Origin of the sequence: Pseudoalteromonas peptidolytica, from assembly GCF_012641745.1 — a bacterium.
In the GTDB taxonomy this organism is placed as follows: Bacteria; Pseudomonadota; Gammaproteobacteria; order Enterobacterales; family Alteromonadaceae; genus Pseudoalteromonas; species Pseudoalteromonas peptidolytica.
The window spans coordinates 23,629-48,232 of record NZ_WEHZ01000024.1; the positions used below are offsets into that span (position 1 = coordinate 23,629).

The 24,604-nt window shown below is 42.8% G+C and carries 21 protein-coding genes; 2 read left to right on the forward strand and 19 right to left on the reverse strand.

Annotated features, from left to right (window positions below; all coding sequences use genetic code 11):
* Window positions 1-6: 6 nt before the first annotated feature.
* The 16 genes from dnaE to rpsB all read right to left on the reverse strand — a co-directional run bounded on the left by dnaE (window position 7) and on the right by rpsB (window position 18,485).
* The gene (gene dnaE, locus F9Y84_RS15225; protein ID WP_147389315.1) at window positions 7-3,498 is read right to left on the reverse strand and encodes a DNA polymerase III subunit alpha; all 3,492 of its coding nucleotides are present in this window, start codon (window positions 3,496-3,498) and stop codon (window positions 7-9) included.
* A gap of 2 nt (window positions 3,499-3,500) precedes the next feature.
* Entirely contained in the window at window positions 3,501-4,094 is a 594-nt protein-coding gene (gene rnhB, locus F9Y84_RS15230; RefSeq protein WP_147389316.1) for a ribonuclease HII, read from the reverse strand.
* The gene (gene lpxB, locus F9Y84_RS15235) at window positions 4,084-5,238 is read right to left on the reverse strand and encodes a lipid-A-disaccharide synthase (RefSeq protein WP_147389317.1); all 1,155 of its coding nucleotides are present in this window, start codon (window positions 5,236-5,238) and stop codon (window positions 4,084-4,086) included. Before lpxB ends, rnhB begins: the two co-directional genes overlap by 11 nt.
* 72 nt (window positions 5,239-5,310) lie before the next feature.
* Window positions 5,311-6,084 carry an acyl-ACP--UDP-N-acetylglucosamine O-acyltransferase gene (lpxA, locus tag F9Y84_RS15240; RefSeq protein WP_147389318.1) on the reverse strand — a complete coding sequence of 258 codons (774 nt, stop codon included), beginning with the start codon at window positions 6,082-6,084 and terminating at the stop codon, window positions 5,311-5,313.
* Window positions 6,084-6,536, reverse strand: a complete 453-nt coding sequence (gene fabZ / locus F9Y84_RS15245) for a 3-hydroxyacyl-ACP dehydratase FabZ (protein WP_128731464.1) — start codon at window positions 6,534-6,536, stop codon at window positions 6,084-6,086. The genes lpxA and fabZ overlap by 1 nt, the downstream gene beginning before the upstream one ends.
* A 10-nt stretch (window positions 6,537-6,546) precedes the next feature.
* A complete protein-coding gene (gene lpxD, locus F9Y84_RS15250) occupies window positions 6,547-7,590 on the reverse strand; it encodes a UDP-3-O-(3-hydroxymyristoyl)glucosamine N-acyltransferase (RefSeq protein ID WP_128731463.1) in 1,044 nt (347 codons plus the stop codon).
* Window positions 7,590-8,108, reverse strand: coding sequence for an OmpH/Skp family outer membrane protein (locus tag F9Y84_RS15255; protein WP_125253102.1), 519 nt, complete (start codon window positions 8,106-8,108; stop codon window positions 7,590-7,592). The genes lpxD and F9Y84_RS15255 overlap by 1 nt, the downstream gene beginning before the upstream one ends.
* Window positions 8,109-8,119: 11 nt before the next feature.
* Window positions 8,120-10,591: an outer membrane protein assembly factor BamA gene (bamA, locus tag F9Y84_RS15260; RefSeq protein WP_125253103.1), complete on the reverse strand. Its 2,472-nt coding sequence runs from the start codon at window positions 10,589-10,591 to the stop codon at window positions 8,120-8,122.
* Window positions 10,592-10,757: 166 nt separating this feature from the next.
* Entirely contained in the window at window positions 10,758-12,110 is a 1,353-nt protein-coding gene (rseP, locus tag F9Y84_RS15265) for a sigma E protease regulator RseP (protein ID WP_147389319.1), read from the reverse strand.
* A gap of 2 nt (window positions 12,111-12,112) precedes the next feature.
* A complete protein-coding gene (gene ispC / locus F9Y84_RS15270) occupies window positions 12,113-13,303 on the reverse strand; it encodes a 1-deoxy-D-xylulose-5-phosphate reductoisomerase (RefSeq protein ID WP_147389320.1) in 1,191 nt (396 codons plus the stop codon).
* Entirely contained in the window at window positions 13,300-14,166 is an 867-nt protein-coding gene (locus tag F9Y84_RS15275; protein ID WP_147389321.1) for a phosphatidate cytidylyltransferase, read from the reverse strand. The genes ispC and F9Y84_RS15275 overlap by 4 nt, the downstream gene beginning before the upstream one ends.
* A gap of 10 nt (window positions 14,167-14,176) precedes the next feature.
* Complete coding sequence (gene uppS, locus F9Y84_RS15280) at window positions 14,177-14,950, reverse strand: undecaprenyl pyrophosphate synthase (protein WP_128731459.1); 774 nt, start codon at window positions 14,948-14,950, stop codon at window positions 14,177-14,179.
* Window positions 14,951-15,121: 171 nt separating this feature from the next.
* Window positions 15,122-15,679, reverse strand: a complete 558-nt coding sequence (frr, locus tag F9Y84_RS15285; protein WP_125253108.1) for a ribosome recycling factor — start codon at window positions 15,677-15,679, stop codon at window positions 15,122-15,124.
* 127 nt (window positions 15,680-15,806) lie between these two features.
* Entirely contained in the window at window positions 15,807-16,544 is a 738-nt protein-coding gene (gene pyrH / locus F9Y84_RS15290; protein WP_125253109.1) for a UMP kinase, read from the reverse strand.
* A 139-nt stretch (window positions 16,545-16,683) separates the two neighbouring features.
* On the reverse strand, window positions 16,684-17,535 hold the full coding sequence (gene tsf / locus F9Y84_RS15295) for a translation elongation factor Ts (RefSeq protein ID WP_125253110.1): 852 nt from the start codon (window positions 17,533-17,535) through the stop codon (window positions 16,684-16,686).
* 221 nt (window positions 17,536-17,756) lie between these two features.
* Complete coding sequence (gene rpsB / locus F9Y84_RS15300; RefSeq protein WP_128731458.1) at window positions 17,757-18,485, reverse strand: 30S ribosomal protein S2; 729 nt, start codon at window positions 18,483-18,485, stop codon at window positions 17,757-17,759.
* Between the two features lie 280 nt (window positions 18,486-18,765).
* On the opposite strand from rpsB, the gene map reads away from it, so the two are divergent.
* Complete coding sequence (map, locus tag F9Y84_RS15305; protein ID WP_125253112.1) at window positions 18,766-19,557, forward strand: type I methionyl aminopeptidase; 792 nt, start codon at window positions 18,766-18,768, stop codon at window positions 19,555-19,557.
* A gap of 204 nt (window positions 19,558-19,761) precedes the next feature.
* Here map and F9Y84_RS15310 read toward each other — a convergent pair whose 3' ends face one another.
* Window positions 19,762-20,439, reverse strand: coding sequence for a hypothetical protein (locus F9Y84_RS15310; protein WP_147389322.1), 678 nt, complete (start codon window positions 20,437-20,439; stop codon window positions 19,762-19,764).
* 711 nt (window positions 20,440-21,150) lie between these two features.
* On the opposite strand from F9Y84_RS15310, the gene F9Y84_RS15315 reads away from it, so the two are divergent.
* Complete coding sequence (locus F9Y84_RS15315) at window positions 21,151-21,798, forward strand: helix-turn-helix domain-containing protein (protein ID WP_125253114.1); 648 nt, start codon at window positions 21,151-21,153, stop codon at window positions 21,796-21,798.
* A gap of 140 nt (window positions 21,799-21,938) precedes the next feature.
* On the opposite strand, the gene F9Y84_RS15320 is transcribed toward F9Y84_RS15315, so the two are convergent.
* Window positions 21,939-23,435: an amino acid adenylation domain-containing protein gene (locus F9Y84_RS15320; RefSeq protein ID WP_147389323.1), complete on the reverse strand. Its 1,497-nt coding sequence runs from the start codon at window positions 23,433-23,435 to the stop codon at window positions 21,939-21,941.
* Window positions 23,432-24,574 (reverse strand): acyl-CoA dehydrogenase family protein, encoded by a 1,143-nt coding sequence (locus F9Y84_RS15325; protein ID WP_147389324.1) that lies wholly within the window; start codon window positions 24,572-24,574, stop codon window positions 23,432-23,434. The genes F9Y84_RS15320 and F9Y84_RS15325 overlap by 4 nt, the downstream gene beginning before the upstream one ends.
* Window positions 24,575-24,604: the final 30 nt, after the last annotated feature.

Here is a 24,604-nt window from a genome sequence, read left to right on the forward strand (position 1 = left end):
ACCTGTTTAGTTAAATTCTAATTCTAATTCTTGCGCCGCCAACAGTGACAAACGAGTTAAAAGTTCATCACTGGGCGTCACACACCATTGTGTTCCTAATGTTAACTCTGCTAATGCATCAGGACGCTGATATTTTATGATTACTGGACATGTTCCAAATTTATATGGTTCTAATACTTTTTTGAAATTATCAAAGAAGTTCGCGTCAATTTGAGCCATATTTAGCGTCATTTTTATTGCACTAATGCGTTTTTCTCGCGCTTGAGCAATGGTAGAGACTTCTCTTGCGGTCATTGTAATGCCACCAGAGAAGTTATCAAAGCTGACCTGTCCAGATATTACCAAGATTTGGTTAATTTGCAGCAATTCTTGGTACATTTCAAACTGTTCAGGAAATAAGCGTACATCAATTCGGGCACTTTTGTCATCTAAAGTGATAAGTCCCCAGCGCGCACCTTTTTTATTTATTAGCGTACGTGCATTAATAACTAATCCTGCTGCGGTAGCTACCGTATCACGATTACCCGGTTGCAAGTCAACCAACTTACCAGAGGTATAGTATTTTAATTCTTTACGATATTGGTTAATGGGGTGACCAGTAAGGTAAAGGCCCAGCGTTTCTTTTTCGCCATGCAGCCACTCTTTATCACTCAGTGGCGTCGCTTTAATAAAGGCCTGCTCTACTTCATCGGGTTCGACAGCCAATAACCCGAACAAGTCACTTTGTCCTAGCGATTCAGCTTTGTGATGCTGCTCAGCAGACTTCATTGCATCTTGTAGGCTTGCCAGTAAAGTCGCACGTCCGGGTTGATCTCCATCTGGGCCCAGCTTATCGAGCGCACCTGCATAAATGAGTTTTTCAATTACACGTTTATTAAGACGCTTTAAATCCACGCGAGCACAGAAATCAAATAAATCTTTAAATTCACCACCTGCTTCACGCGCTTCAAGAATTGCCTCTACCGGTCCCTCACCGACACCTTTTATGGCACCAATTCCATAAACTATCTCACCTTTAAGATTGACCGTAAACTTGTAAACTCCGGCATTGACATCTGGTGGTAGTAGCGTCAACTTCATGTTTTCGCATTCATCCACCAAGGTAACAATTTTGTCAGTATTATCCATATCGGCGGACATTACTGCGGCCATAAATTCTGCAGGAAAGTGGGTCTTCATCCACAGCGTTTGATACGACACTAAGGCATAAGCAGCAGAGTGTGATTTGTTAAAACCATAACCTGCAAACTTCTCTACCAAATCGAAGATCTTCATGGCCAGTTCGCCATCAACACCATTATTTTTGGCACCATCTTCGAACGTTGCACGCTGTTTTGCCATTTCTTCGGGTTTTTTCTTACCCATTGCGCGACGTAGTAAGTCAGCGCCACCCAAACTATAACCTGCAAGTACCTGTGCAATCTGCATAACCTGCTCTTGGTACAGGATGATCCCGTAAGTCGGCTCTAGAATAGGTTGTAAACTATCATGTTGATATTGTGCGTCAGGATAAGAGACTTCCTCTCGACCATGCTTACGGTCGATAAAGTTATCTACCATTCCCGATTGCAGTGGACCTGGGCGGAATAACGCAACCAATGCGATCATGTCTTCAAAACAGTCAGGTTTTAAGCGGCGAATGAGGTCTTTCATTCCGCGAGATTCTAGCTGGAAGACCGCCGTAGTTTGGGCATCGAGTAGTACATTAAAGCTTGCCGGATCGTCTAAAGGGATTGCTGCAATGTCAACGGGTTCGCGGTTCTCTCTGGCTAAACGTTCATTTGCCATATCGAGCGCCCACTGCAAAATAGTCAGCGTTCTCAATCCTAAGAAGTCGAACTTAACAAGGCCTGCGGTCTCTACATCGTTCTTGTCAAACTGAGTAACCGGAAACTTACCCTCTTCGTCACAATACAGTGCCGCAAAATCGGTGATCGTCGTAGGCGAGATAACAACACCACCGGCATGTTTACCAGCATTACGCGTACAACCTTCAAGAATACGACATTTATCAATTAGCTCTTTAACTTCCTCATCACTGTCATACGCTTCAGGTAAACGTGGCTCAACATCAAACGCTTTTGCCAAGGTCATACCAGGGTCACCCGGTACCAGCTTAGAAATCCTATCTACAAAGCCATAGGGATGCCCGAGTACACGGCCAACATCACGGATCACGGCTTTTGCCGCCATAGTACCAAAGGTAATGATCTGAGATACTGCGTCACGGCCATAGAGTTTTGCAACGTGATCGATTACCTCATCGCGCCTATCCATACAAAAGTCGACGTCGAAGTCAGGCATAGATACCCGTTCTGGGTTGAGGAATCGTTCGAATAGCAGATCAAACTCAAGCGGATCAAGGTCAGTGATCTTCAGCGCATAAGCGACCAAAGAGCCCGCACCAGAACCACGACCCGGGCCTACAGGTATACCGTTATCTTTACTCCACTGAATGAACTCCATTACGATTAAGAAATAACCAGGAAATCCCATTTGGTTGATAACGTCTAGCTCAATTTGCAAGCGCTCATCGTACTCACCGCGTTTTTCTCTACGTTCGTCTTCTTCAGGAAATAAGAATTGTAATCGCTCTTCTAGACCATCGCGCGACACTTTTACCAAGAAGTCTTCAATGGCTAGATCGCCGGTTGGATAGTCAGGTAAGAAATACGTACCAAGTTGTACGGTAACGTTACATCGCTTGGCGATCTCAACCGTATTTTCGAGCGCTTCGGGTATATCGCTAAAAAGCGCCTGCATTTGTTCAGACGTCTTTAGATACTGCTCTTTGGAAAAGCGCTTAGGTCTATTTTTGTCCTCTAATGTGTAGCCGTCATGAATAGCCACTCGGATTTCATGGGCATCAAAATCTTTTTCGTGGAGAAACACCACTTCATTAGTCGCTACAACCGGTAAGTTTCTTGCCGCTGCAAGCTCTACAGCGCTATGGAGATATTCTTCTTCTTGTGCTCTGGAGGTACGTTGTAACTCGATATAAAAATGATCGGGAAAGTGTGTTTCGTAAAATTCGAGTGTTTCTTCAATAAGTTTCGGATTGCCTTTTAAGATGGCTTTTCCCAAGTCACCGTCTTTGGCACCTGAGATCAAGATCAAGCCTTCTTTATATTTTGCTAACCACGCTTTATCAATAACCGGACGGTGAAATACGTGACCACGAAGATAGGCGTCCGAAATGAGTAAGGTAAGGTTTTTATATCCTTGGTTGTTTTTAGCTAGCACTAAGATCCTGCTAGGCTCATCAGGAAACTGATCTGACTTCAACCAAAAATCCGCTCCGATGATTGGTTTGATCCCAGCCCCATGTGCGCCACCATAAAAGCGTACCAAACCACATAAATTCATTTGATCGGTAATGGCCAGGGCTGGCATTTCAAGCTCTTCAGCTCTTGCAACAATCGGCTTAGTCTTGGCTAGGCCATCCACCATTGAAAAATCACTGTGTACACGTAAATGGACAAACTGCGGGGCTGGCATACTTACTCCTTCCCAGCTATGATGCGCTGCACAGGCTTAAAGCTTGTGCGATGATGGGGTGTTACCCCATGTGCTTCAAGCGCAGCAAAGTGGGCTTTCGTCGGATAGCCTTTATGGCCTGCAAAACCAAACTCAGGATATTCAGCATCCAGTGCTAACATCTCGTTGTCTCGAGTCACTTTCGCCAAGATAGAAGCTGCACTAATTTCCGCCACAAGGCTATCACCTTTGACCACTGCAGTCGCTGCAACATTCAATTTGGGCAATCGATTACCATCTACAAATACATGCTGAGGCTGAACTTCCAAGCCTTCCACCGCTCGAGTCATCGCCAACATGGTTGCATAGAGAATATTTAGCTCATCGATTTCGGCAACCGTTGCTCTGGCAATATGGTAGCACAGCGCTTTTTCTTTTATTTCTTGTGCCAATGCGATGCGTTTTTTTTCTGACAATTTCTTAGAGTCAGTCAAACCCGCAATCGGCTTATTTGGATCTAAAATAACGGCTGCTGTCACAACGTCGCCCACTAATGGGCCGCGCCCGACTTCGTCAACGCCTGCAATATACTGCACATCAGGACGTTCAATTTGCATCTATTAACTCCATCACTGCTTGAGCCGCTTGCTTGCTGGCATCTAAGCGTATGTTTTCGTGTATTTCGTAAAATTTTCTAATAAGTTTGCTGTTATCACCTTTTAACATCGGAAACAGTGCATCAGCAAGCGCATCTGGGTTACATTCTGCCTGCAAAAACTCCGGCACGAGCGGCGCATCGGCTAGTAGATTTGGCAAAGCAAAGTATTTGATATTAAAGGTAAAAAAGGTATTAAATATCCAGTAGCTCTTCGGATTTAGTTTATAGCCTACAACCATAGGTTTTTTATAGAGCATCGCTTCTAGTGTCGCTGTGCCTGACGCCAATAAAACAGTATCAGCCGCTTGCATCGCCAGTGCAGACTGACCATCTAGCATAATTGGATTAAGCTCTGGTGCGACTTCTTGCAGCGCATCTAAGAACTGCGCTTTGCGCTTTTCATTTACCAGTGGCACAACTATTTTTAAATTGGGAATTTTATCAACTAATTTTTTTGCCGTTGCAAGATAAGTACGACTTAATAATCCCACTTCTGAACCACGACTTCCAGGCAGTAAAGCCAATACTGTATCGTCAGGGCTGATATGTAGCTGCGCCCTTGCACCTTCGATATCCGGTTCAAGAGGGATCTCATCCGCCAGCGTATGGCCTACGAATGTACAAGGTACTTCATGCTTGTCGTAAAAAGCTTTTTCAAAAGGCAACAGGGAGAGCACTAGATTAGTCGCTTCAGCGATCTTGTGAATACGCTTTTGACGCCATGCCCAAACACTAGGGCTTACATATTGAATGGTTTTTATCCCAGCGGCTTTTAATGGCTTTTCAACTCTAAGGTTAAAGTCTGGAGCGTCAATACCTATGAATACATCAGGTGGATTATTGATGAAATAATTCACCAATTGCTTTTTGATTTTTAGCAGCCGAGGTAAGCGACCAAGTACCTCGACTAGCCCCATGACCGCTAATTCATCCATATCGAATAGACTGTTGCATCCTGCTTGTTGCATCTTAGGTCCGCCAATGCCCACAAATTGAGCGTTGGGGTAATGAACTCTTAGAGCATTAATAAGGCCTGCGCCGAGTATATCGCCTGATAATTCCCCTGCAACCACGCCAATGGTAATGTTTTTTTCGTTAGCCATTATTGTCTTTCAGTATAAAAAAACGCCATACAATTTGTATGGCGTAAGTATAACTCTTATTGCGGTTCAAGTTTAGCGGATCAAGCCACGGTTAGAGGTCGCAATAAAGTCAATCATTTGCTGTACGGCTGAGAACTGTGAAGCCTCTTCTTTTAAAGCTTCTAGCGCATCTTCTAGGCGCAAACCTTTACGGAATAACGTTTTATAAGCGCGTCGAGTAGCCATAATTTCATCTGACTCAAAACCACGACGTTTTAAACCTTCAGTATTAATCGCAACAGGTCTCGCTGGCGTGCCTGTGGTTGTGACAAAAGGTGGGACATCTTGATTAACGCCAGAGTACATACCAACAAAAGCATGTGACCCTACTTTACAAAATTGATGCACCCCTGAATTACCAGCTAAGATAACCCAGTCACCAATATACACATGCCCTGCCACACTGGCATTATTGGCAAAAATAACATTACTGCCAATTACAGCATCATGAGCTACGTGAGTGTAGGCCATGAATAAGTTGTTACTGCCGATTTTGGTGATCCCTTCATCTTGGATTGTGCCACGGTGAATCGTGGCGCACTCGCGAATAACGTTATTATCACCAATGATCAGCTTGGTTGGTTCATCCTTGTACTTTTTATCTTGGCAGGCTTCCCCTACTGACGCGAATTGGAAAATGTGGTTACCTGAACCAATCTCAGATGGCCCTTTAATCACAACATGTGATTCAATTTTACAGTTATCACCGATGACAACATCGTTGCCAATGTAACTATAAGGACCTACGGATACATTTTCGCCTAAACGCGCGCCTGACTCGATAATTGCGGTAGGATGAATAGACATTAAAACTCTCTTCTAGCACACATGATTTCAGCTGAGCACACGATGTTACCTTCAACTTTAGCCTCAGCACTAAACTTCCAGATATTACGGCGTTCTTTTACAAAATTAACGTGCAAATGCATTGTATCGCCAGGAAGTACTGGCTGTTTAAAACGTGCATTGTCGATCGCTGCAAATAAGTATAGTTCATTTTCACTGCGATTCTCGACAGTTTTAAAACCAAGTAAGCCCGTCGCTTGTGCCATTGCTTCTAGGATCAGTACTCCAGGAAAAATAGGCTGCTCTGGGAAGTGACCGGTGAAAATAGGTTCATTGATGGTCACATTTTTAATCGCATGAAGATGCTCACCCGGTTTATAGTCCACCACCTTATCAACCAATAACATGGGATAACGGTGTGGAAGAAGTTTTAAAATCTCTTGGATATCAAAGCTGTTTAATTCGTTAGCCAAAATAGCTTCCTTATTCTACATCAGTATCTTTAAGCTGTGCTGTTAGCAACTCAAGTGCCTTCAGACGCGACTTAAAGTCAGATAAATTGCGTAAGTGTGCAATCGACTTACGCCACTCTTTATTTGTTTGGTGAGGCAAACCAGAAGAGTAGATCCCAGGCTGCGTAATGCTTTTGGTCACCATACTCATACCGGTAATAACAACACCATCACAGACCTCATTGTGGCCGTTTATCGCTGACATACCACCTATCTGACAGTATTTGCCGATTTTTACACTACCCGCAAGTACAGTGCAGCCAGCTATTGCCGTGCCATAACCGACCTCAACATTGTGAGCAATCTGAATTTGGTTATCTAAAATAACATTGCTGTGGATGATGGTATCTTCAAGTGCCCCTCTATCTATAGAGGTGCTTGCACCAACTTCAACGCGGTCACCTATAATTACTGTGCCAACTTGTGGAATTTTAACCCACTCGCCTTTTTCGTTTGCGTAGCCGAAGCCATCACTTCCGATAACAGAACCAGATTGGAATAAGCAATCTTCACCAATCTGAACCTCATGATAGACGGTTACGTTCGCCCAGAGTTTAGTCCTTGTGCCTATTTTGGTATATTTACCAATAAAACAACCAGGCCCTATCTCAACACCATCACCAATCACTGCACCATCTTCAATAACAGCATTTGCACCCACACTGACATCTTTGCCTAGGGTTGCTGTAGCTGAAATAATGGCTGAATCATGAATACCATCTGCCGAGCGTGGCGTAGAATCTAACTTTTGCGCCAGCTTTGCATATGCAACATAGGGATCCGCAATAATAAGTTTGTTACCGGAGAAATATTCCGCATCCTTTTCGCTCAGGATCACGGCACCAGCAGCTGTACTATCGAGCTGACTACGGTACTTACTATTGGCTAAGAATGCGATTTGGTCTTCTTGCGCCATCGCCAAGGTGGCAATATTCCTAATTGGTTTATCGCCATCACCCTGTAGCTGAGCACCTAAGGACTCAGCTAGTTGAGATAAGGTGTAAAGTTTTGTCATTACTTGCTGCTAACCGCTTTTACCACTTCATCAGAAAGGTCGGCTACTTTATCAGGATTAAAGTAAATTGTCGTATCTTTTACTTTAACTTCGTCAAACTTACCTTTTTTAGCAACAGACTCAATTGCATCTACAATTAGCTTCTGTACTTTTGCAAGCTCTTGGTTCTGACGAACTTTAATTTCTTGCTCTAACGGACGACCTTTTTCAGCCAGTGTTTTCTGCATCCCTTGAATTTTTTCGCGTAGCGCTTCTTTTTGCTCTTCGCTCATCGTTGTTGACTCACGCTTGAACTTTTCTGCTTCAAAACGAATGTCACCTTGAATTTTTTCAAGCTCTTGACGACGCTCAGCAAATTCAGCTTGAAGTGTTTGCTCAATTTTCGCCATCTGTGGAATTTGTTTATACACTTCTTGCATATCTACAACTCCAACTTTATGTGCAAACGCACTACCTGATGCACCCATCATAAGTGCTGCTGTCATCGCTAGTGTTGATGATTTGATAAATTTTTTCACAATAAAACTCCTTAGAATGTATTACTGATGTTGAAGCTGATCGTCTTCGTATCGTCTTCTTCTTCTTTTTTAAGCGGGTAGGCGAAACTGATCAGCATAGGTCCCATTGGTGAGATCCACTGAATCGATAGACCCGTTGACACTCTGAACCTCGTTGGATCAGAGAAATCAGAAAGTAATTTGTATTGATCTTCCGTCAAGTTGTTGTAGCGGTCTACATCAAATTCGGTATCCCAAACGTTGGCCGCATCAACAAAGAAGCTGGTTCTTACTGAACTGGTGTTTTCTTCATCTAAGAATGGCGTTGGCACAATTAGCTCAAGCCCTGCAAGCGCTTTGGCATTACCACCAATACGGCCACCTAAAGATAACGTGTCGAACTCAGGATCAGCACCGATACAGCTACCAGCACTACCGTCTGGTTTAGCTGTACCTGGTAGACATTTAGGCGCACGCTGAACCGCTCTAGGTAAAATAGTATTACGATCAAAACCGCGTAATTCTTGTTCAGAAATACGGAAGAATTCCTGGAATGGTAATACTTGTTCAAAACCATTGGTTTCGCCATAACCATTACCATAGCCTAAGCCTGCTCTTGCTGAGAATACCCAGCGGTGGTCGTTACTAATTGGCCAGTAAAAGCGAGAATCATAGTTGATCTTAAAGAAGTTAAGATCCGAATTTGGTGTAGTCACACTTAGATTCACACTTTGGCGAGAACCAGCGGTTGGGAACATACCACGGTTAACCGTAACTCGTGACCAACCGGCACTTAGCTCATATTTCGTAAAGTCATAATCAGCATCTGGGTCACTTTCGTTTAAGAAGCTTTCACGTAGTACTCGAGTTTGCTCAAAGTCTGAAATTTGCGATAGGCTTTCTTCTATCCAACGAATACCAAAATTAACACGGTTTATGGCATTGATAGGGAAACCAAAATTAGTACCTAAACCATAGCTCGTTGATTTATAGTCGACGATACCAAACTCACTGGCGTCAAACTTACTGTAGAAAATACTACTACCTTGTGACACACCATCTGGCGTAAAGTATGGATCTGTGTAGGAAACGCTATAACGCTCAGAGCCACGTGACGTGTTGATATTGAACGCCACTTGATTACCAGAGCCAAGGAAGTTTGATTCACTAACACCAATGTTAAATTGCAGACCCGCATAGGAGCCATACGCAACACCGGCTTGGAAGCTACCCGCAGGCTGTTCTTTTACGGTAAAGTCAACATCGACTTGGTCTTCTACACCCGGAATTGGCTTAACTTCAAACTCAACCGTTTCCATATATGGCAAGCGTTGTATTTGTAATTTAGAGCGTTCAAGGTTTTGATTAGAAAGCCAAGCGCCTTCTAGCTGAGTCATTTCACGACGAAGTACTTCATCCGCAGTATTTTGGTTACCGTTTACTACGATGCGACGTACATATACTCGCTTGCCTGGGTCGACAGACAACGTTAATTGTACTTCTTTATCTTCATCGTTAATTTCTGGCACGGTGCGAACTTCCGCATTGGCATAACCGAAGCGCGCAAGATAGCTCTTAATAAAATCTTCCGTTGCGGTCACTACCGAGCCATTGTAAAGTTCACCTGCACGCAGTGGCACGATTTCTTTAATCAGATCTTCACGCCCTAGTAAGTCACCAATAAAGTCAAACCCTTTGACAGTATATTTTTCACCTTCAGTGATATTCGCGGTAACGTATACCGACTCACGCTCTGGACTTACTGAAACTTGTGTCGAGTCAATATTAAAGCGCAAATAACCACGGTCTAGGTAGTAGCTGCGGATTTTTTCTAAGTCACCTTCAATGGTTTGCTTCTGATAACGGTCATTAGATAAAAAGCGCCACCAAGGTAAGTCTTGTTGTGACTCAATGAGATTAAGTAACTCTTCATCTGAAAACAGCTCATTACCAACAAGGTTGATTTGACGTACAGACGCGGCATCACCTTCTTCGAATTTAAGCTTCAACTTTACACGGTTGCGAGGTAACTCAACAATACTGACTTCCACTTTCGCATTGTACTTACCAATGCTGTGGAAAAACTCTGTGAGACCTTTTTCGATGCTATCAAGCACCGTCTTATCTAACGGCTCACCTTGGCGAATGTTTTGCTGTTCTAAGCTTTCGTTGAGCTGTTCATCTTTAATGTCTTTGTTGCCATCAAACTCAATAGAGCTGATTGTAGGACGCTCTTTGACTTTAAAGATAATTTGGTTGCCATCACGAAATACCGCGATGTTGTCAAAATGCCCTGATTTGTACAGCGCCTTGATTGTGCGTGAAATCGTAAACTGATCAATATTGTCACCAACGTTGATCGGAATGTGTGTTAATGCAGCACCTAATGCTACACGCTGCAACCCTTCTACTTTTAAATCTTCTACGATAAAGGAGTTTTGCCCTAAGGCAGCAAAACTAGCGCCCAGTAAACTGGTTACTGCAATGTGTTTTTTTATAGGCATTTTATTATCTTTATCCTTTACAACAATTTTGGCGCGATACGCTAAGGCCCATTACATCACAACATTCAAACGTTACAGCTTGTGTATTGTGTTTTCCGTTGTATGTTTAACCAAACCTGCAAACATTTAAACTGTATGTTATGTGCGCTTTTTAGCACCGCACGGCTTAAAGCCGGGAAACGTCATTAAATAGTGCAAAAAACGTTAAGGCAAGCAGAAGCGCAGCTCCTATCTTAAACCCAAACTCTTGTGTCTTTTCAGAGACTGGTTTTCTACGAATTAGTTCAATTAAGTAATACATTAAATGCCCACCATCTAAGACAGGGAGCGGTAATAAGTTAAAAACCCCTAAGTTAACGCTAATAAGCGCCAAGAAGCCTAAAAATGCAACTAATCCGTAACTAACGCTATTTCCAGCGCTTACCGCGATCCCCACCGGCCCACTTAAGTTTTTAACTGAGACTTGACCGGTTAGTAAGTTACCAATCATATCAAAACTAAGGGCAATGAGATCGTAAGTTTTACGAATGCCAAGCACCATACTATCTAGAATGTCGTATTGTCTAGTTTCAATATACCCATTCGGCCATTTTTCCATCACGGGCACTACACCAAGATAACCTTGGACAATACCATCGGGAGATGTTTTTGCTTGTGGAATAACAGTTAAGGTTTGAGTCTGACCATCTCTAAGAATATCGACAACCAATGACTGATTGGCAGATTTTTGCACCCGACTCACCAGCTGCTGCCAGGTCTCTAACTGTTCACCGTTAATTGCAACGACGGTGTCTTGTACCTTAAAACCGGCTTTATCTGCAGCGGCACCCTGTTCGATGTAACCCAACTGCAATGTTAGTGGTGGCCGATATGGCGATATACCAACTGACGTTAACGGCGCTTCATCTTGTTTATCTAGCTTCCAGTTGGACAAGGCTAATGTGCGTATTGCCAAGCTACCTTTTTCATCTTGTACTTTTGCAACTAAGCTAGGTTCACCGAGATGTGCCATCAGTTCAAAGGTGACATCTTGCCATGAATGTACTAACTCGTCGTTAAGTGCAATGATTTGGTCGCCAGATCTAAACCCCGCTTTTGCGGCGATACTTGCTGGTGTGATTGCACCTACGACGGGTTTAGCTGACTGCACTCCAATCATGTACATGGCTGCCAATGCGATGATGGCAAATAAAAAGTTAGCGATTGGACCTGCTGCTACCACAGCAATACGTGACAAGACCGGCTTATTGTTGAAAGCTAAGTGCTTTTCCTGCTCTGCGACATCATCAACACGCTCATCGAGCATTTTGACATAGCCGCCCAGTGGAATTACTGCGATGACATATTCAGTTTGGTGTTTGTCATACCACTTAAGCAAAGGCTTTCCAAAACCAATAGAAAATCGTAGAACTTTAACACCGGCTTTTCTGGCAACCCAAAAATGGCCATATTCATGCACCGTAACTAAAATCCCTAGAGCAAGAATAAATGAACCTAAGTGCCAGAAAAATTCAAACATAGTTACCTCAATGTTGTAATGATTTGCTTAGCTCGATAACGTGCAGCTTGGTCTGCTTCCATAATAGACTCAACGGATTCTAATACGCCAAGCGTGGTTTGCTCAAGTGTTAAGGCGTTCACTCGGTAGATGTCACAAAAGCCTATTTGTTTATCTAAAAAGGCTGCGACCGCTACTTCATTAGCAGCGTTAACCGTCGTTGTCGCAGCTTGACCACTACGACAAGCATCAATTGCTAATCGCAAATTTGGATAACGTTCAAAGTCTGGTTTTGTGAAAGTGAAATCAACTATTTGTGAAAAGTCCAAAGGCTCAACGCCCGCATCAATTCGCTCTGGGTATGCCAACCCATAGGCAATGGGTGTACGCATATCAGGTTGCCCCATCTGTGCAATAACAGAACCATCACGATATTGCACCATAGAATGGATCATACTCTGAGGATGGATCACCACGTCAATATCATCCGCAGAACAATTAAAAAGCCATTTAGCTTCAATAAACTCAAGCCCTTTGTTCATCATAGTTGCTGAATCAACAGAGATTTTTCGACCCATAGACCAGTTTGGATGGGCTACAGCTTCTTCAACAGTAACATTCGGTAGCGTCTCTAATGGCCGCTGCAAGAATGGTCCACCAGACCCGGTTAATAAGATTTTACTCACACCACTTTCGCACAGGGTGTTGCTTTGCCCTGTTTGTATTGAGTTTGGTAAACATTGGTAGATGGCATTATGTTCGCTGTCTATAGGGAGCAAAGTCGCGCCATGCGCTTTTACTTTATCCATAAATAGCTGACCACTCATAACCAAAGATTCTTTGTTTGCAAGCAGGACCTTTTTACCTGCTTCAACCGCCGCTAGGGTAGGTAGTAAACCCGCTGCACCGACGATAGCGGACATCACAATATCAACATCATCATGTCGCGCCATATCTGCCATCGCGCTAACACCACTGAGCACCTTGGTAGCAGTATGAGCTAAGTGTTGAGCAAGCTGTTGAGCGGCCAGCTCAGAATTCATTACTGCATAGCGTGGTTGATATGCTAAACAAAGCTCTGTCATTTTCTCAACATTTTGACCAGCAACTAAGGCAAAAACGCGATACTGATGTGCATTTCTACTCACAACATCGAGTGTTGATAGTCCAATGGAGCCTGTTGCACCAAGTACGACCAAGCTTTGTTGATTCATAGTACAACCGTCCACGCGTAGCAAAATGCAAAAATCGGCGCTGCGGCAGTAAGACTGTCTATGCGATCTAAAATGCCACCATGGCCTGGCAAGCAACGACCAGAGTCTTTAAGGCCAACTTCACGTTTGAACATGCTTTCTAGTAAATCACCTACCGCGGAAAAAAGTGCAATAACCACTGTCATGACCGCATATATCGGCCACATATTCATATCAATCGCTGCAAAATGGCAGAAAATCAATACAAATACCACAGCGGTAACCAAGCCGCCAACTAAGCCTTCAATGGTTTTGTTTGGGCTGACTTTGGGCATAAGCTTACGCTTGCCCAAGTTTTTGCCAGCAAAGTAAGCACCAATATCGGCACTCCAAACAATCCCTAGTACGACCATAATGAGCACCGAGCCAATATGCTCGCCTTCTTGGTATCCCGCACTTCGCATCACATTCAGCGCCAGCCAAAGCGGGATCAATGTTAATACTCCCGCGATTGAACGCATCATAATACCTTCGTTCCAAGCTCTCGCAGCACGAGGGTACTTTACCACCAAGAAAGTTGCGACTAGCCACCATGCAAACGCTAACGTAAAAACGTAATTTGCATCTGCAACTAAACGCCCTTGTTGCCATAACTCTTGTATCGGCCAATGGCTATTAAGCACTAGTATCAATACAGCCATGATGCCTACAAAAGCAATTCGCTGACGCTTTTGACACAGACCAGCAAGCGCTGACCACTCCCATGCACCCAGTAAAACGATAAGTGCGGCAATGGTACTAAACATTGCCAACGGCGTATAAAACACCAAAAGTAGTGCCAGAGGTGCAAGCACAGCTGACGTTAAAATGCGTTGTTTTAACAAATTTGAACCCTTAACTTGTTGCGTCTTTCTCTGCAAGGAGTTGCTTAATTTGCTCTCCCGTACATCCGAAGCGTCGCTCTCTAGACACGTAACAAGCAATGGCTTCAGAGAATGCTTGCTCGTCAAAATCAGGCCATAGCGTGTCGGTAAAATAGAGTTCAGCATACGCTGCTTGCCAAAGCAAAAAGTTACTAATGCGGAAGTCACCTCCCGTTCTGATCAACAAATCAAGACTTGCTTGGTCAGACATAGTCATTTGCTTGGTGAGTGCATCTTCGGTTATATCGCTGGCTTGCAATTCACCCGAGGCGACTTGCTGAGCGAGTTGTTGTGCAGCTTGTGTGATATCCCAACGCCCACCGTAATTTGCAGCAATGTTTAAGTTAAGCCCAGTATTGTTTTGGGTCAATGTTTGAGCTTCATGAACTCGCTGCTGTAGCGCGTCTGGAAAACGAGAAAGATCGCCAATAATGGTTAGCTTTACGTTGTTCTTATGTAATTTTTTAACTTCTTTAGACAGCACATAAATGAATAGCTCCATCAATGTGCTTACTTCGTCTTCTGGCCTACGCCAGTTCTCACTACTGAATGCAAATAGTGTCAAAGACTCTATACCCAGTTTGGAACAGAATTGCACAGCACTTCGGACAGAGTCCACACCCTTCTTATGCCCAAAGGCACGAGGGCGCCTACGAGCTTGAGCCCAACGACCGTTGCCATCCATTATTATCGCAACATGTTTTGGCAGTGACTGCTGAGAAATAACCTCTGCTTTTAAAACCATAATTCCAATTTTAGTGAAAAAAAACGCCGCCTAGTATACCCTAGGCGGCGCTTCAAACCTAATAAATTTGTCCTTGTACCTAGGCAAAAATGCGCTAACTGCTCAGAAACAAAACAGATTTTTCTACTTTGTTTTAATGAACTCTGTACACACCTGCTAGGTAAAAGACGCTTAGATTTCCATTAGCTCAGCTTCTTTAGCACTTAGCTGTGTATCCATTTCTTTGATGAACTTATCTGTTAACTTTTGAATTTCATCTTCAGCTTGGCGTGCTTCATCTTCCGAGATTTCTTTGTCTTTTAGTAAAGACTTTACATCACCGTTAGCATCGCGACGGATATTACGAACAGCAACACGACCACCTTCTACTTCACCACGTACGATCTTGATCAGATCTTTACGACGTTCTTCAGTAAGTGGAGGAAGCGGAACACGAATAACAGTACCAGCAGACATTGGGTTCAAACCTAAATCAGACGATAAAATTGCCTTTTCTACAGCTTGAGCTAGAGACTTGTCAAACACACTGATAGCCAGTGTACGAGAGTCCTCTGTGGTTACATTTGCTACTTGGTTTAATGGTGTATCCGCACCGTAGTAAGAAACAGAAATACCATCTAATAGCGCAGGGTGTGCACGACCCGTACGAATTTTAGAAAGTTGGCTTGCAAGGGCTGCCACACTTTTTTTCATGCGCTCTTGAGCGTCTTTTTTAATATCTTCGATCACAATACTTTCCTAGTCTGTTCTTGTTATGCCAGATTATACTCGCAATTTAGAGATTCGCTACTTCACCTTCACGTCGGTTAATTAGACTCCGTCATCTAAACTATGCGTTGCCAAAATCGACGTTAGATTATTCTGCAGCCTGAGAAGAGATCAGCGTCCCCTCTTCTTCACCCATGATGACATTTTTCAATGCACCTGGTTTGTTCATGTTGAATACGCTAATTGGCATATTGTGGTCACGTGCCAATGTAAAAGCGGCTAAATCCATCACTTTCAATTCTTTGTCGATAACTTCGTTATACGTCAACGTGCGGTATAACGTTGCCTCTGGATTTTTCACCGGATCGTCGCTAAATACACCTTCAACTTTGGTAGCCTTAATTACCGTATCAGCTTCAATTTCGATACCACGCAAACATGCAGCCGAGTCGGTTGTAAAGAATGGGTTGCCCGTACCTGCAGAGAAAATAACCACACGGCCAGACTTTAACAAGCTGATTGCTTCAGCCCAGTTGTAAGCATCACACACGCCATTTAATGGAATAGCAGACATCAGGCGTGCATTTACAAAAGCACGATGTAGCGCATCACGCATCGCAAGCCCATTCATAACCGTTGCTAGCATTCCCATGTGATCGCCAACAACACGGTTCATGCCCGCTTCAGCAAGTGAACCACCACGTAAGAAGTTACCGCCACCGATAACCAAACCCACTTCTACGTCGAGCTCTACTAACTCTTTGATTTCTTGTGCCATACGATCCAAAACTTTTGGATCAATACCAAAGCCTTCATCTCCCATTAAAGCTTCACCACTAAGCTTTAAAAGAACGCGTCTAAAAACAGGTTTTTTATTGATAGTCATAATATCCGGGCCAATTAAAAGTGAGGTAAAAAATAACCGCGCTTATGCTAGACATAAATGCGCGGTTATTTTAGAGAATTTTCAGCAATGACGCAAAGCTAATGTCAGCTTTTACGTCATTAGGCATCACCGTTGGTGATTACTCGCCTTTCGCCGCAGCGATTTGTGCTGCAACTTCAGCTGCGAAGTCTTCTTCTTTCTTCTCGATACCTTCACCTACTTCTAGGCGAATGAATGAAGAAACAGATGCACTCTTCTCTTTAAGGTAGTCACCTACTGATTTCTTAGGTTCCATGATGAAAGCTTGACCAGTAAGAGAGATCTCACCAGTGAACTTCTTCATACGACCAACAACCATTTTTTCAGCGATTTCAGCTGGCTTGCCTTCGTTCATTGCGATTTCAACTTGAACCGCTTTTTCTTTTTCAACTACTTCAGCCGGTACATCTTCTGGGTTTAGGTAGTCAGGCTTAGACGCAGCTACGTGCATAGCAACGTGCTTAAGTGTTTCTTCGTCAGCTTCACCTGCAACAACAACACCGATGCGCTCACCGTGACGGTAAGCAACTAACTTTGCACCTTCGATGAATTCAACACGGCGGATGTTCATGTTCTCACCAATTTTAGCAACTAGTGCAACACGCGTTTCTTCGAACTTAGCTTTAAGCGCTTCGATGTCTAGCTTTTCAGCTAGTGCAGCGTCAGCAACTTCATTAGCAAAACCTAGGAAGCTTGCATCTTTTGCTACGAAGTCAGTTTGACAGTTAACTTCAACTAGTGCAGCAACGCCTTCGCTTTGCTTGATGATGATAGTACCTTCAGCAGCGATGTTACCTGCTTTTTTAGCAGCTTTTGCAGCACCACTTTTACGCATGTTTTCGATAGCTAGATCGATATCACCGTTAGTTTCAGTTAGTGCTTTTTTACAATCCATCATACCAGCGCCAGTGCGCTCACGAAGTTCTTTTACTAGGGCAGCAGTTACAGCCATTAGAATATCCTCAAATCTGAATTCAGTTCTTGATAAAACCAACCTTTAAGTTGGCTGAATATCAAATCAAGTACAGCACGCCTCAATTTGATAAAAATCCGTTATCTTTCAAGGTCTGCTTGGCAAACAACGGGGTAAGCAGTCAATCGCTTATAAAGAATATCAAGTCTTCACCAAAAATTTGATGAAGACTTGATGACAGCTAATACCTAATCAGGTAATTACTCAGCTTCAACGAAGTCGTCGTTTTCTGCTTGAGCAACGATGTTGCTTTCACGGCCTTCAGTGATAGCCGTTGCTACTGCACCAGTGTATAGCTGGATTGCACGGATAGCATCGTCGTTACCTGGAATGATGAAATCAACACCATCTGGGTTAGAGTTAGTATCAACAACAGATACTACTGGAATACCTAGGTTGTTAGCTTCACGGATAGCGATGTGCTCGTGGTCAGCGTCGATAACGAAGATAGCGTCAGGAAGACCGCCCATATCTTTGATACCGCCAAGGCCTTTTTCAAGCTTTTGCATTTCACGAGTAAGCATTAGCGCTTCTTTCTTAGTAAGCTTCTCAAAAGTACCGTCTTGGCTTTGAGTCTCAAGCTCTTTAAGACGCTTGATTGATTGACGAACTGTTTTCCAGTTAGTCAACATACCACCTAACCAACGGTGATTTACATAGAACTGCTCACTTTGGATAGCCGCTTCTTTAACTGCTTCGCTTGCAGCGCGCTTAGTACCTACGAAAAGGATTTTACCTTTGTTTGAAGCAACGTTCGAAAGAAACTTAAGAGCGTCGTTGAATAAAGGTACTGTTTTTTCTAGGTTGATGATATGAACGCGGTTACGTGCACCGAAGATGAACGGCTTCATCTTAGGGTTCCAGTAACGTGCCTGGTGACCGAAGTGAACACCAGCTTGAAGCATATCGCGCATTGAAACGTTTGCCATTGTATATTTCCTCTAATAGTTTAGGGTTAGGCCTCCACATATCCCATAGCACCAACACGAAGTTTTTAAGCTACATGCACCCAAGTGTATGTGTCGATATGTGTGTGTGTTAATATTAATTAAGTGTGTTGTCTTAACTACAAACATTCATATTCACCAAGTGATGAAGAATTATTTGTAAAAAGACGGCGCGCTTTATACCATATATAAAGAATTAACTCAATCTTATGCGTAAAATTTGTGCATAATGAATGTTCATCTAAATTGACTTGGAGCCTAAATGAGTGCAGTGATCAAAACCCCTGAAGAAATCGAAAAAATGCGTGTTGCCGGGCGCTTAGCCGCGGAAGTACTGGAAATGATCGAGCCGTATGTTAAGCCAGGGGTGACCACAGACGAATTAAACACCATTTGTCACAATTACATTGTTGATGAGCAAGGTGCTATTCCTGCGCCACTAAATTACCACGGCTTTCCAAAGTCAATTTGTACCTCAGTTAACCACGTTATCTGTCATGGTATTCCAAATGACAAGCCGCTCAAAGAAGGTGATATCATCAATATAGACATTACCGTTATCAAAGATGGTTATCATGGTGACACTTCAAAAATGTTTTATGTAGGCACACCGACTATCCAAGGTAAACGCCTAAGCGAAATTACACAAGAGAGCCTATATCTTGCAATAAAAATGGTAAAACCAGGCGCTCGTTTGGGTGATATTGGTGCTGCAATTCAAAAGTACGCAGAAGGCTTTAATTATTCTATCGTTCGCGAATACTGCGGGCATGGCATTGGTAAAGAGTTCCACGAAGAGCCACAGGTAATGCACTATGGTAAGCCAGGTACTGGTGAAGTGCTTAAAGCGGGCATGTGTTTGACTATTGAACCTATGGTCAATGCAGGTAAGCGACAATGCAAACTACTTAAAGATGAATGGACAGTTGTAACTAAAGACCGTAGCCTTTCAGCTCAATGGGAACATACTCTGCTAGTGACTGACAATGGCGTTGAAATATTAACGCTGCGCAGTGACGAAACGATTGATAGAGTGATCGAACATACAGCGTAAATTACTAATAACAATAGTAATAAACCTGAAGCCAACGCCATGTCGTTGGCTTTTTAATTTCTCTCACTGGCGATGATTTTCTGTTGCTACAAATTTGCATTCTACCAGTTTGTTAATTCAAAATGAAAAGTAGCTTTATCATCACCAGTCTCTGAGCGCTCTCAGCTTTGGATACAACCTAGTCTAACATCTCTCCCCTGAACTCTATCCCGATACCACCGACATACGACCGTCTTCCAAAAAGGATAACAGTGTTTGAGGGCGTTGGCGATTTTCATCAAATAAGTAACTATACTTTTTTAGTATGGCTTTTCTGGCTTGCTCATCCTTAGCCATTGCCATTTCATCGCTGAATGGTTGCGACTCCATAAAGCCCTGATATTGGCTGGCAATACCAATAGTTGCTCGCACAGCATTGAGTACTTCAGGCTTTGCTTCAAACGCAGCGATTAGTTCATCTTTGTATTTGTAATCCTTCGGCAAAATCAGCTTTCCCTCATCATCAAAGGTGATGCTTTTTGGCGGAAATGGGATGTCGTGTTCAGCGAGTAAAGCTTTTACTTTCATCTCAGAATAGGCTGATAAATTATCAACATTTTGTTTAGTCGGTAAAATAAGTACAGCTTTGGTTAACGCTGTACTGCCTGGCACATTGGCCGCTGCTTTAAAATGATTATCTAAGTTCAGGGCTGTCTTGCCCTCATTTGTCATCATAGTGTAATAGCTATTGCTACTCGTTGCTGCCTTGCCCTCATTACTCTCACTGTCAGCGTGAGCCACTGACAGTGCCGTGGCAAAATCACTCTGAGCAGAATGTTGCTTACGGTGAGCAGATTGATTTAGTGTGGCAGCTTGTGTTTGCATGGTTTGCGTAATATTCATACTAATCCTTTTGTGTTGAATGTATTCATCTTAAAAAACAAGCAACCTTCAAGCCAGAAATAACACTTCAACAAAATCCTATTAAAACCTTTAATTACAAAGGTTTAAACTTCATAAGCTCCACGCGGTACAATATCAATGGTAACATTAAGCAGCAAACATTCTCCTCATCACCGCAAACATGGTAATACTCATGATCAACTTTCTTATCAACCGCCTTTTGCTGCAATCCGAGGTACTCTCAAACAATCAAAACCGTCTCCAACTCCTTTTCGCGCTCTTTGGTCTAACATCATTGTGCAATCTTAATTATTAGCAAGCGAGCTATATAGTAAATTAGTATTAACCTCAATATCGAGATAAACGTTTCTATCTCTGAAACTAAATTTAACAAATACAACACCCTACAGCATCACAACTAACAATCACTTCGATATAAAAACTGCCTCCTTGTACCCCACCAGCAAAATAACTTAATAAAAATTTAATGCTTAAAAATTAGAACCTTAATCTTTAAGATTTAGATAGTACTGGTCAAACCAGCCTGCGCAGTCAAGCGCAAAAAAAACACCATCAAGACATCTAGACACAATATGTAATCAATTGATTAAATAATTTGACCATTGTGAAAAAAAAGACCATTATCTGCATAAGTAAACAAAAAAAACACATTGAATACAAAATGAAACAAAATTGTTAAGGAAAGCAGCCATGTCAAACACAAATAACGAGCTGATTGTAGTAACGTCCGCGATAATGCAACTAAAAGCAGCCGCAAAATACAAGAATTTTAATCATGATACGTTTCAGAGCGTCATGTCTTTTGCCAATAATTCCGGCCTGTATATCGCGTTAGTAAAGAAAAAAGAAAGAAAAGTAGTCTCAGACATCAATATATCAGCTTGCAGCCAATTAGTGAAAAAATTACAAGAAATGATTTACAACGATGAGTTCCCGCTGGAAGAGTTACGCGATGTCTGTAAAACCAGCAGTATTTTGTCCGATGTAGCACTTTATGGTCAGGACGATCCCAGTGCTGCATTTATGTTGCTGGTCATTTTCCAAAATAGCCTTTCTAGCACTTTGACACCCGCATCATACCTTATTGATTTGATCACTCCTTATTTACACAAAGCATATACCACAAGCCTAGAACCTAAATGGGCGGAGCAACACCCGCTAGATGCTTTGACAGCAAGAGAGAAAGAAGTATATGACTGGCTTTCGGCAGGAAAAACGAATAGAGAAATAGGCCTTATTCTTGGGATCAGCCCTTTCACAGTGAAAAATCATGTGGCGAGTATTTTAGATAAGCTCAATGCTCCAAACCGCTCTGCGGCCTTAGCACTGTGCAACTAGCGCATAAAGAAGCCCCTATATGCTGGATATGGGGCTTCAGAGGGGAAATTATTATTCAGAGGCTTTTTTATTCACATTGCAACCCATCTCTGAGCCACCTTTACATAATTAAAGAAATACAGACTTTTCGACATAAGATTTTAAGTCGCCATTAGTGCTTTACGGGCATATTTGCCGTTACGTGTTAATGGCAATTGCGACCAGATCTGTAGCCTGTCAATCAACATGTACTTTGGTAACAACTTTGCACAATACATTTTCAATTCAAGCAAGGTCGGTGCTTTTTCCTTGATTGTAATGTGGGCATGTAATTGTTTATCTTCATTTAGTACTACAACACATTCTGCTACGTGCTTGTGTTGATTCAAAGCATGCTCTACTTCACCTAAATGAATGCGATAGCCCTTTAATTTAACCATATGATCTTCTCGACCGTTGTACATAAGTTCACCGAACTCGTTAAAGTAGCCTAGATCCCCTGTATTATAATATTCACTATTCTGAGCAGTCTTTCCCCAGTAACCTGCAAATACGGTAGGCCCTGAAACACAAATAAAGCCCCGTAAACCTTGTGAAAGTTTGTCTCCTTGCTGATTTCTAATGGTGATAACGCTGTTACTGGCGGGATAGCCAATAGGAAGAAGATCAGGAACATGCTTACCCACTTCATAGTAGGTGCACACATTAGTCTCTGTTGGGCCATAAAAGTTGTACAGTCGCGTATCCGGTAATTGTGCTCGTAATACTTTTAATGCTTTTATCTCGAACGCCTCTCCAGCAAAAATAACGTGTGTTAAGCGTTCACAGCGCTCGCCAAATAGTGGTTCTGCTTCTAACATAAGCTTAAGTGCAGTAGGCACTGAGTACCACACTGTTATCTTTTGCTGCTCAATGAAGTCGATTAACTGCTTTGGCACATAACTTAATAACTCAGACACCAAATGTACGCTTGCACCAGACAGTAAAGACACATAAATATCGAATACTGAAAGGTCAAAATGCCATGGAGCATGGTTTGCAAACCTATCTTGCTCACTCAAGGTGAGCTTTTCTTTCGCCCAACAAATAAATGCTAGCGCATTTTCATGGGTTATCTGGACACCTTTTGGTGTACCTGTAGAACCTGATGTATACAACATATAGGCTACGGCCTGCGGATTGACCTTTACAGGGGATGAAAGCCTCGTCGCTTGCATCGCATCATTCCAGCAAGTCAATGACGAGATAAGTTCAGCTTTGCCATAGTACTCTTCATTCAGCACAATAACCTGACACTGAATCGAAAAGTCGCGGGTGCACTGATCTAACTGCTCAGCTGAGGTAATTAATACACTAAGCTGGCAATCCTTTCTTATTTCCTCCACACGCCGAATTGGGTTTGCAGGGTCTATTGGCACGTAAATCGCGCCAATATGAGTAACAGCAAGCATAGCAGCGAGGGCACGGCATGACTTGTCTACCCATAAGCCAACACGGTCACCAGAGCGGACTCCCAAGCGCTCTAAATGTCCTGCAAAATGGAAGACCGCCTCGCACAACTCATCATAATCCATGCTTAACAAACCATCATGAACAGCCAACTTGTGTTCACCTACAATAGACTTACCTTGGAGTAAAACCTCATTTAGATTTTTCATAGTAAGCCCAGCCTGTTACATATTAATTCTCTTTGAATATCAGACGTGCCAGAAAAAAGTACTGACCCTAACGCATCCTTAATGCTTCCGTTTACGCCGCCTTCATCAAGATAACCCAGTGCTCCATGTATTCTAATCACATCTAATCCTGATTGGACGAAAGCTTCACTGATGGCAAGCTTACTCATGGCCACTGCTTTGGTGTTGTCTACATCTTGCGACTTCTGCCAAGCGGCAAAATAAAGTAATAATCTTGCGCTTTGAAGTCTCACTTCCATATCGGCGATACGGTGTGATACCGCCTGAAATTTACTTATCGTCTTATCGCCCTGCTTTCGCAAGTTTGCATACTCAACACAGCAGTCTATATCGCGTTGCATCACACCAATAAATAATGCAAATAAGCAACAGCGTTCCCAATCCATTGATGCCGCAAATATCCTCGCACCTTGGCCCTCGTCGCCTAATACGTACTTTTTGTGGACTTTCACATCATCAAAAAACACCTGATTTAGCTGAGCCGAATGCAAACCCAACTTTTTATAACTATTACCTACCTCTATTCCTGGTAAGTTAGCGGGGATAACAAATGCTGTCTGACCGAGGTACCCGTACTTAGCATTGGTCGTTGCATAGGCAATAAAGTAGTCAGCAACACTGCCATTGGTCACATAGGATTTTGCTCCTTTGATGATATAATAATCACCCTCAAGACGTGCAGTTGTCGCTAACTTCGCGATATCGGAACCTGCTTCTGCTTCTGATATCGCATTTGCAGCAATTTTTTCTCCTGTGGTGAGCGAAGGTAATAGCTCTTGCTTTATCTCCTCACTACCATGTTCGTAAATTGGCATGACACAAGCAAAAGTATGTGCGGCTCCTGCAAACAATAACCCTGTGTCTGCACCGCCTTGCCCTAACCCTTCTAATACTTTTACTGTCGTTAAAATATCTAGGCCAGAACCACAAGGTGAGTATTTACTATCGACAGGTAATCCAAAGTAACCGAAATCACCTAAAGATTTCCATAAATCAAACGGAAATTCCCCTGCTTTTTGGGTGGTAGACCTTAAGTCAGACGAATAACTTAAAGCATGCTCAAATAATGACAGCTGTGCCTCATTCCATTCAAAATTCATTTGTATCCCCTACTTGTTATACGTTATTGG

Excerpts from the sequence above, each read along its gene's own strand:
- bamA (WP_125253103.1), bottom strand. The coding sequence starts at position 10,591 with ATGCCTATAAAAAAACACATTGCAGTAACCAGTTTACTGGGCGCTAGT.
- F9Y84_RS15310 (WP_147389322.1), bottom strand. The coding sequence starts at position 20,439 with ATGAATATTACGCAAACCATGCAAACACAAGCTGCCACACTAAATCAA.
- tsf (WP_125253110.1), bottom strand. The coding sequence starts at position 17,535 with ATGGCTGTAACTGCTGCCCTAGTAAAAGAACTTCGTGAGCGCACTGGC.
- rnhB (WP_147389316.1), bottom strand. The coding sequence starts at position 4,094 with ATGCAAATTGAACGTCCTGATGTGCAGTATATTGCAGGCGTTGACGAA.
- uppS (WP_128731459.1), bottom strand. The coding sequence starts at position 14,950 with ATGGTTTTAAAAGCAGAGGTTATTTCTCAGCAGTCACTGCCAAAACAT.
- lpxD (WP_128731463.1), bottom strand. The coding sequence starts at position 7,590 with ATGACAAAACTTTACACCTTATCTCAACTAGCTGAGTCCTTAGGTGCT.
- ispC (WP_147389320.1), bottom strand. The coding sequence starts at position 13,303 with ATGAATCAACAAAGCTTGGTCGTACTTGGTGCAACAGGCTCCATTGGA.
- F9Y84_RS15325 (WP_147389324.1), bottom strand. The coding sequence starts at position 24,574 with ATGAATTTTGAATGGAATGAGGCACAGCTGTCATTATTTGAGCATGCT.
- dnaE (WP_147389315.1), bottom strand. The coding sequence starts at position 3,498 with ATGCCAGCCCCGCAGTTTGTCCATTTACGTGTACACAGTGATTTTTCA.
- map (WP_125253112.1), top strand. The coding sequence starts at position 18,766 with ATGAGTGCAGTGATCAAAACCCCTGAAGAAATCGAAAAAATGCGTGTT.
- pyrH (WP_125253109.1), bottom strand. The coding sequence starts at position 16,544 with ATGACTATCAATAAAAAACCTGTTTTTAGACGCGTTCTTTTAAAGCTT.
- rpsB (WP_128731458.1), bottom strand. The coding sequence starts at position 18,485 with ATGGCAAACGTTTCAATGCGCGATATGCTTCAAGCTGGTGTTCACTTC.
- lpxA (WP_147389318.1), bottom strand. The coding sequence starts at position 6,084 with ATGTCTATTCATCCTACCGCAATTATCGAGTCAGGCGCGCGTTTAGGC.
- lpxB (WP_147389317.1), bottom strand. The coding sequence starts at position 5,238 with ATGGCTAACGAAAAAAACATTACCATTGGCGTGGTTGCAGGGGAATTA.
- F9Y84_RS15320 (WP_147389323.1), bottom strand. The coding sequence starts at position 23,435 with ATGAAAAATCTAAATGAGGTTTTACTCCAAGGTAAGTCTATTGTAGGT.
- rseP (WP_147389319.1), bottom strand. The coding sequence starts at position 12,110 with ATGTTTGAATTTTTCTGGCACTTAGGTTCATTTATTCTTGCTCTAGGG.
- F9Y84_RS15315 (WP_125253114.1), top strand. The coding sequence starts at position 21,151 with ATGTCAAACACAAATAACGAGCTGATTGTAGTAACGTCCGCGATAATG.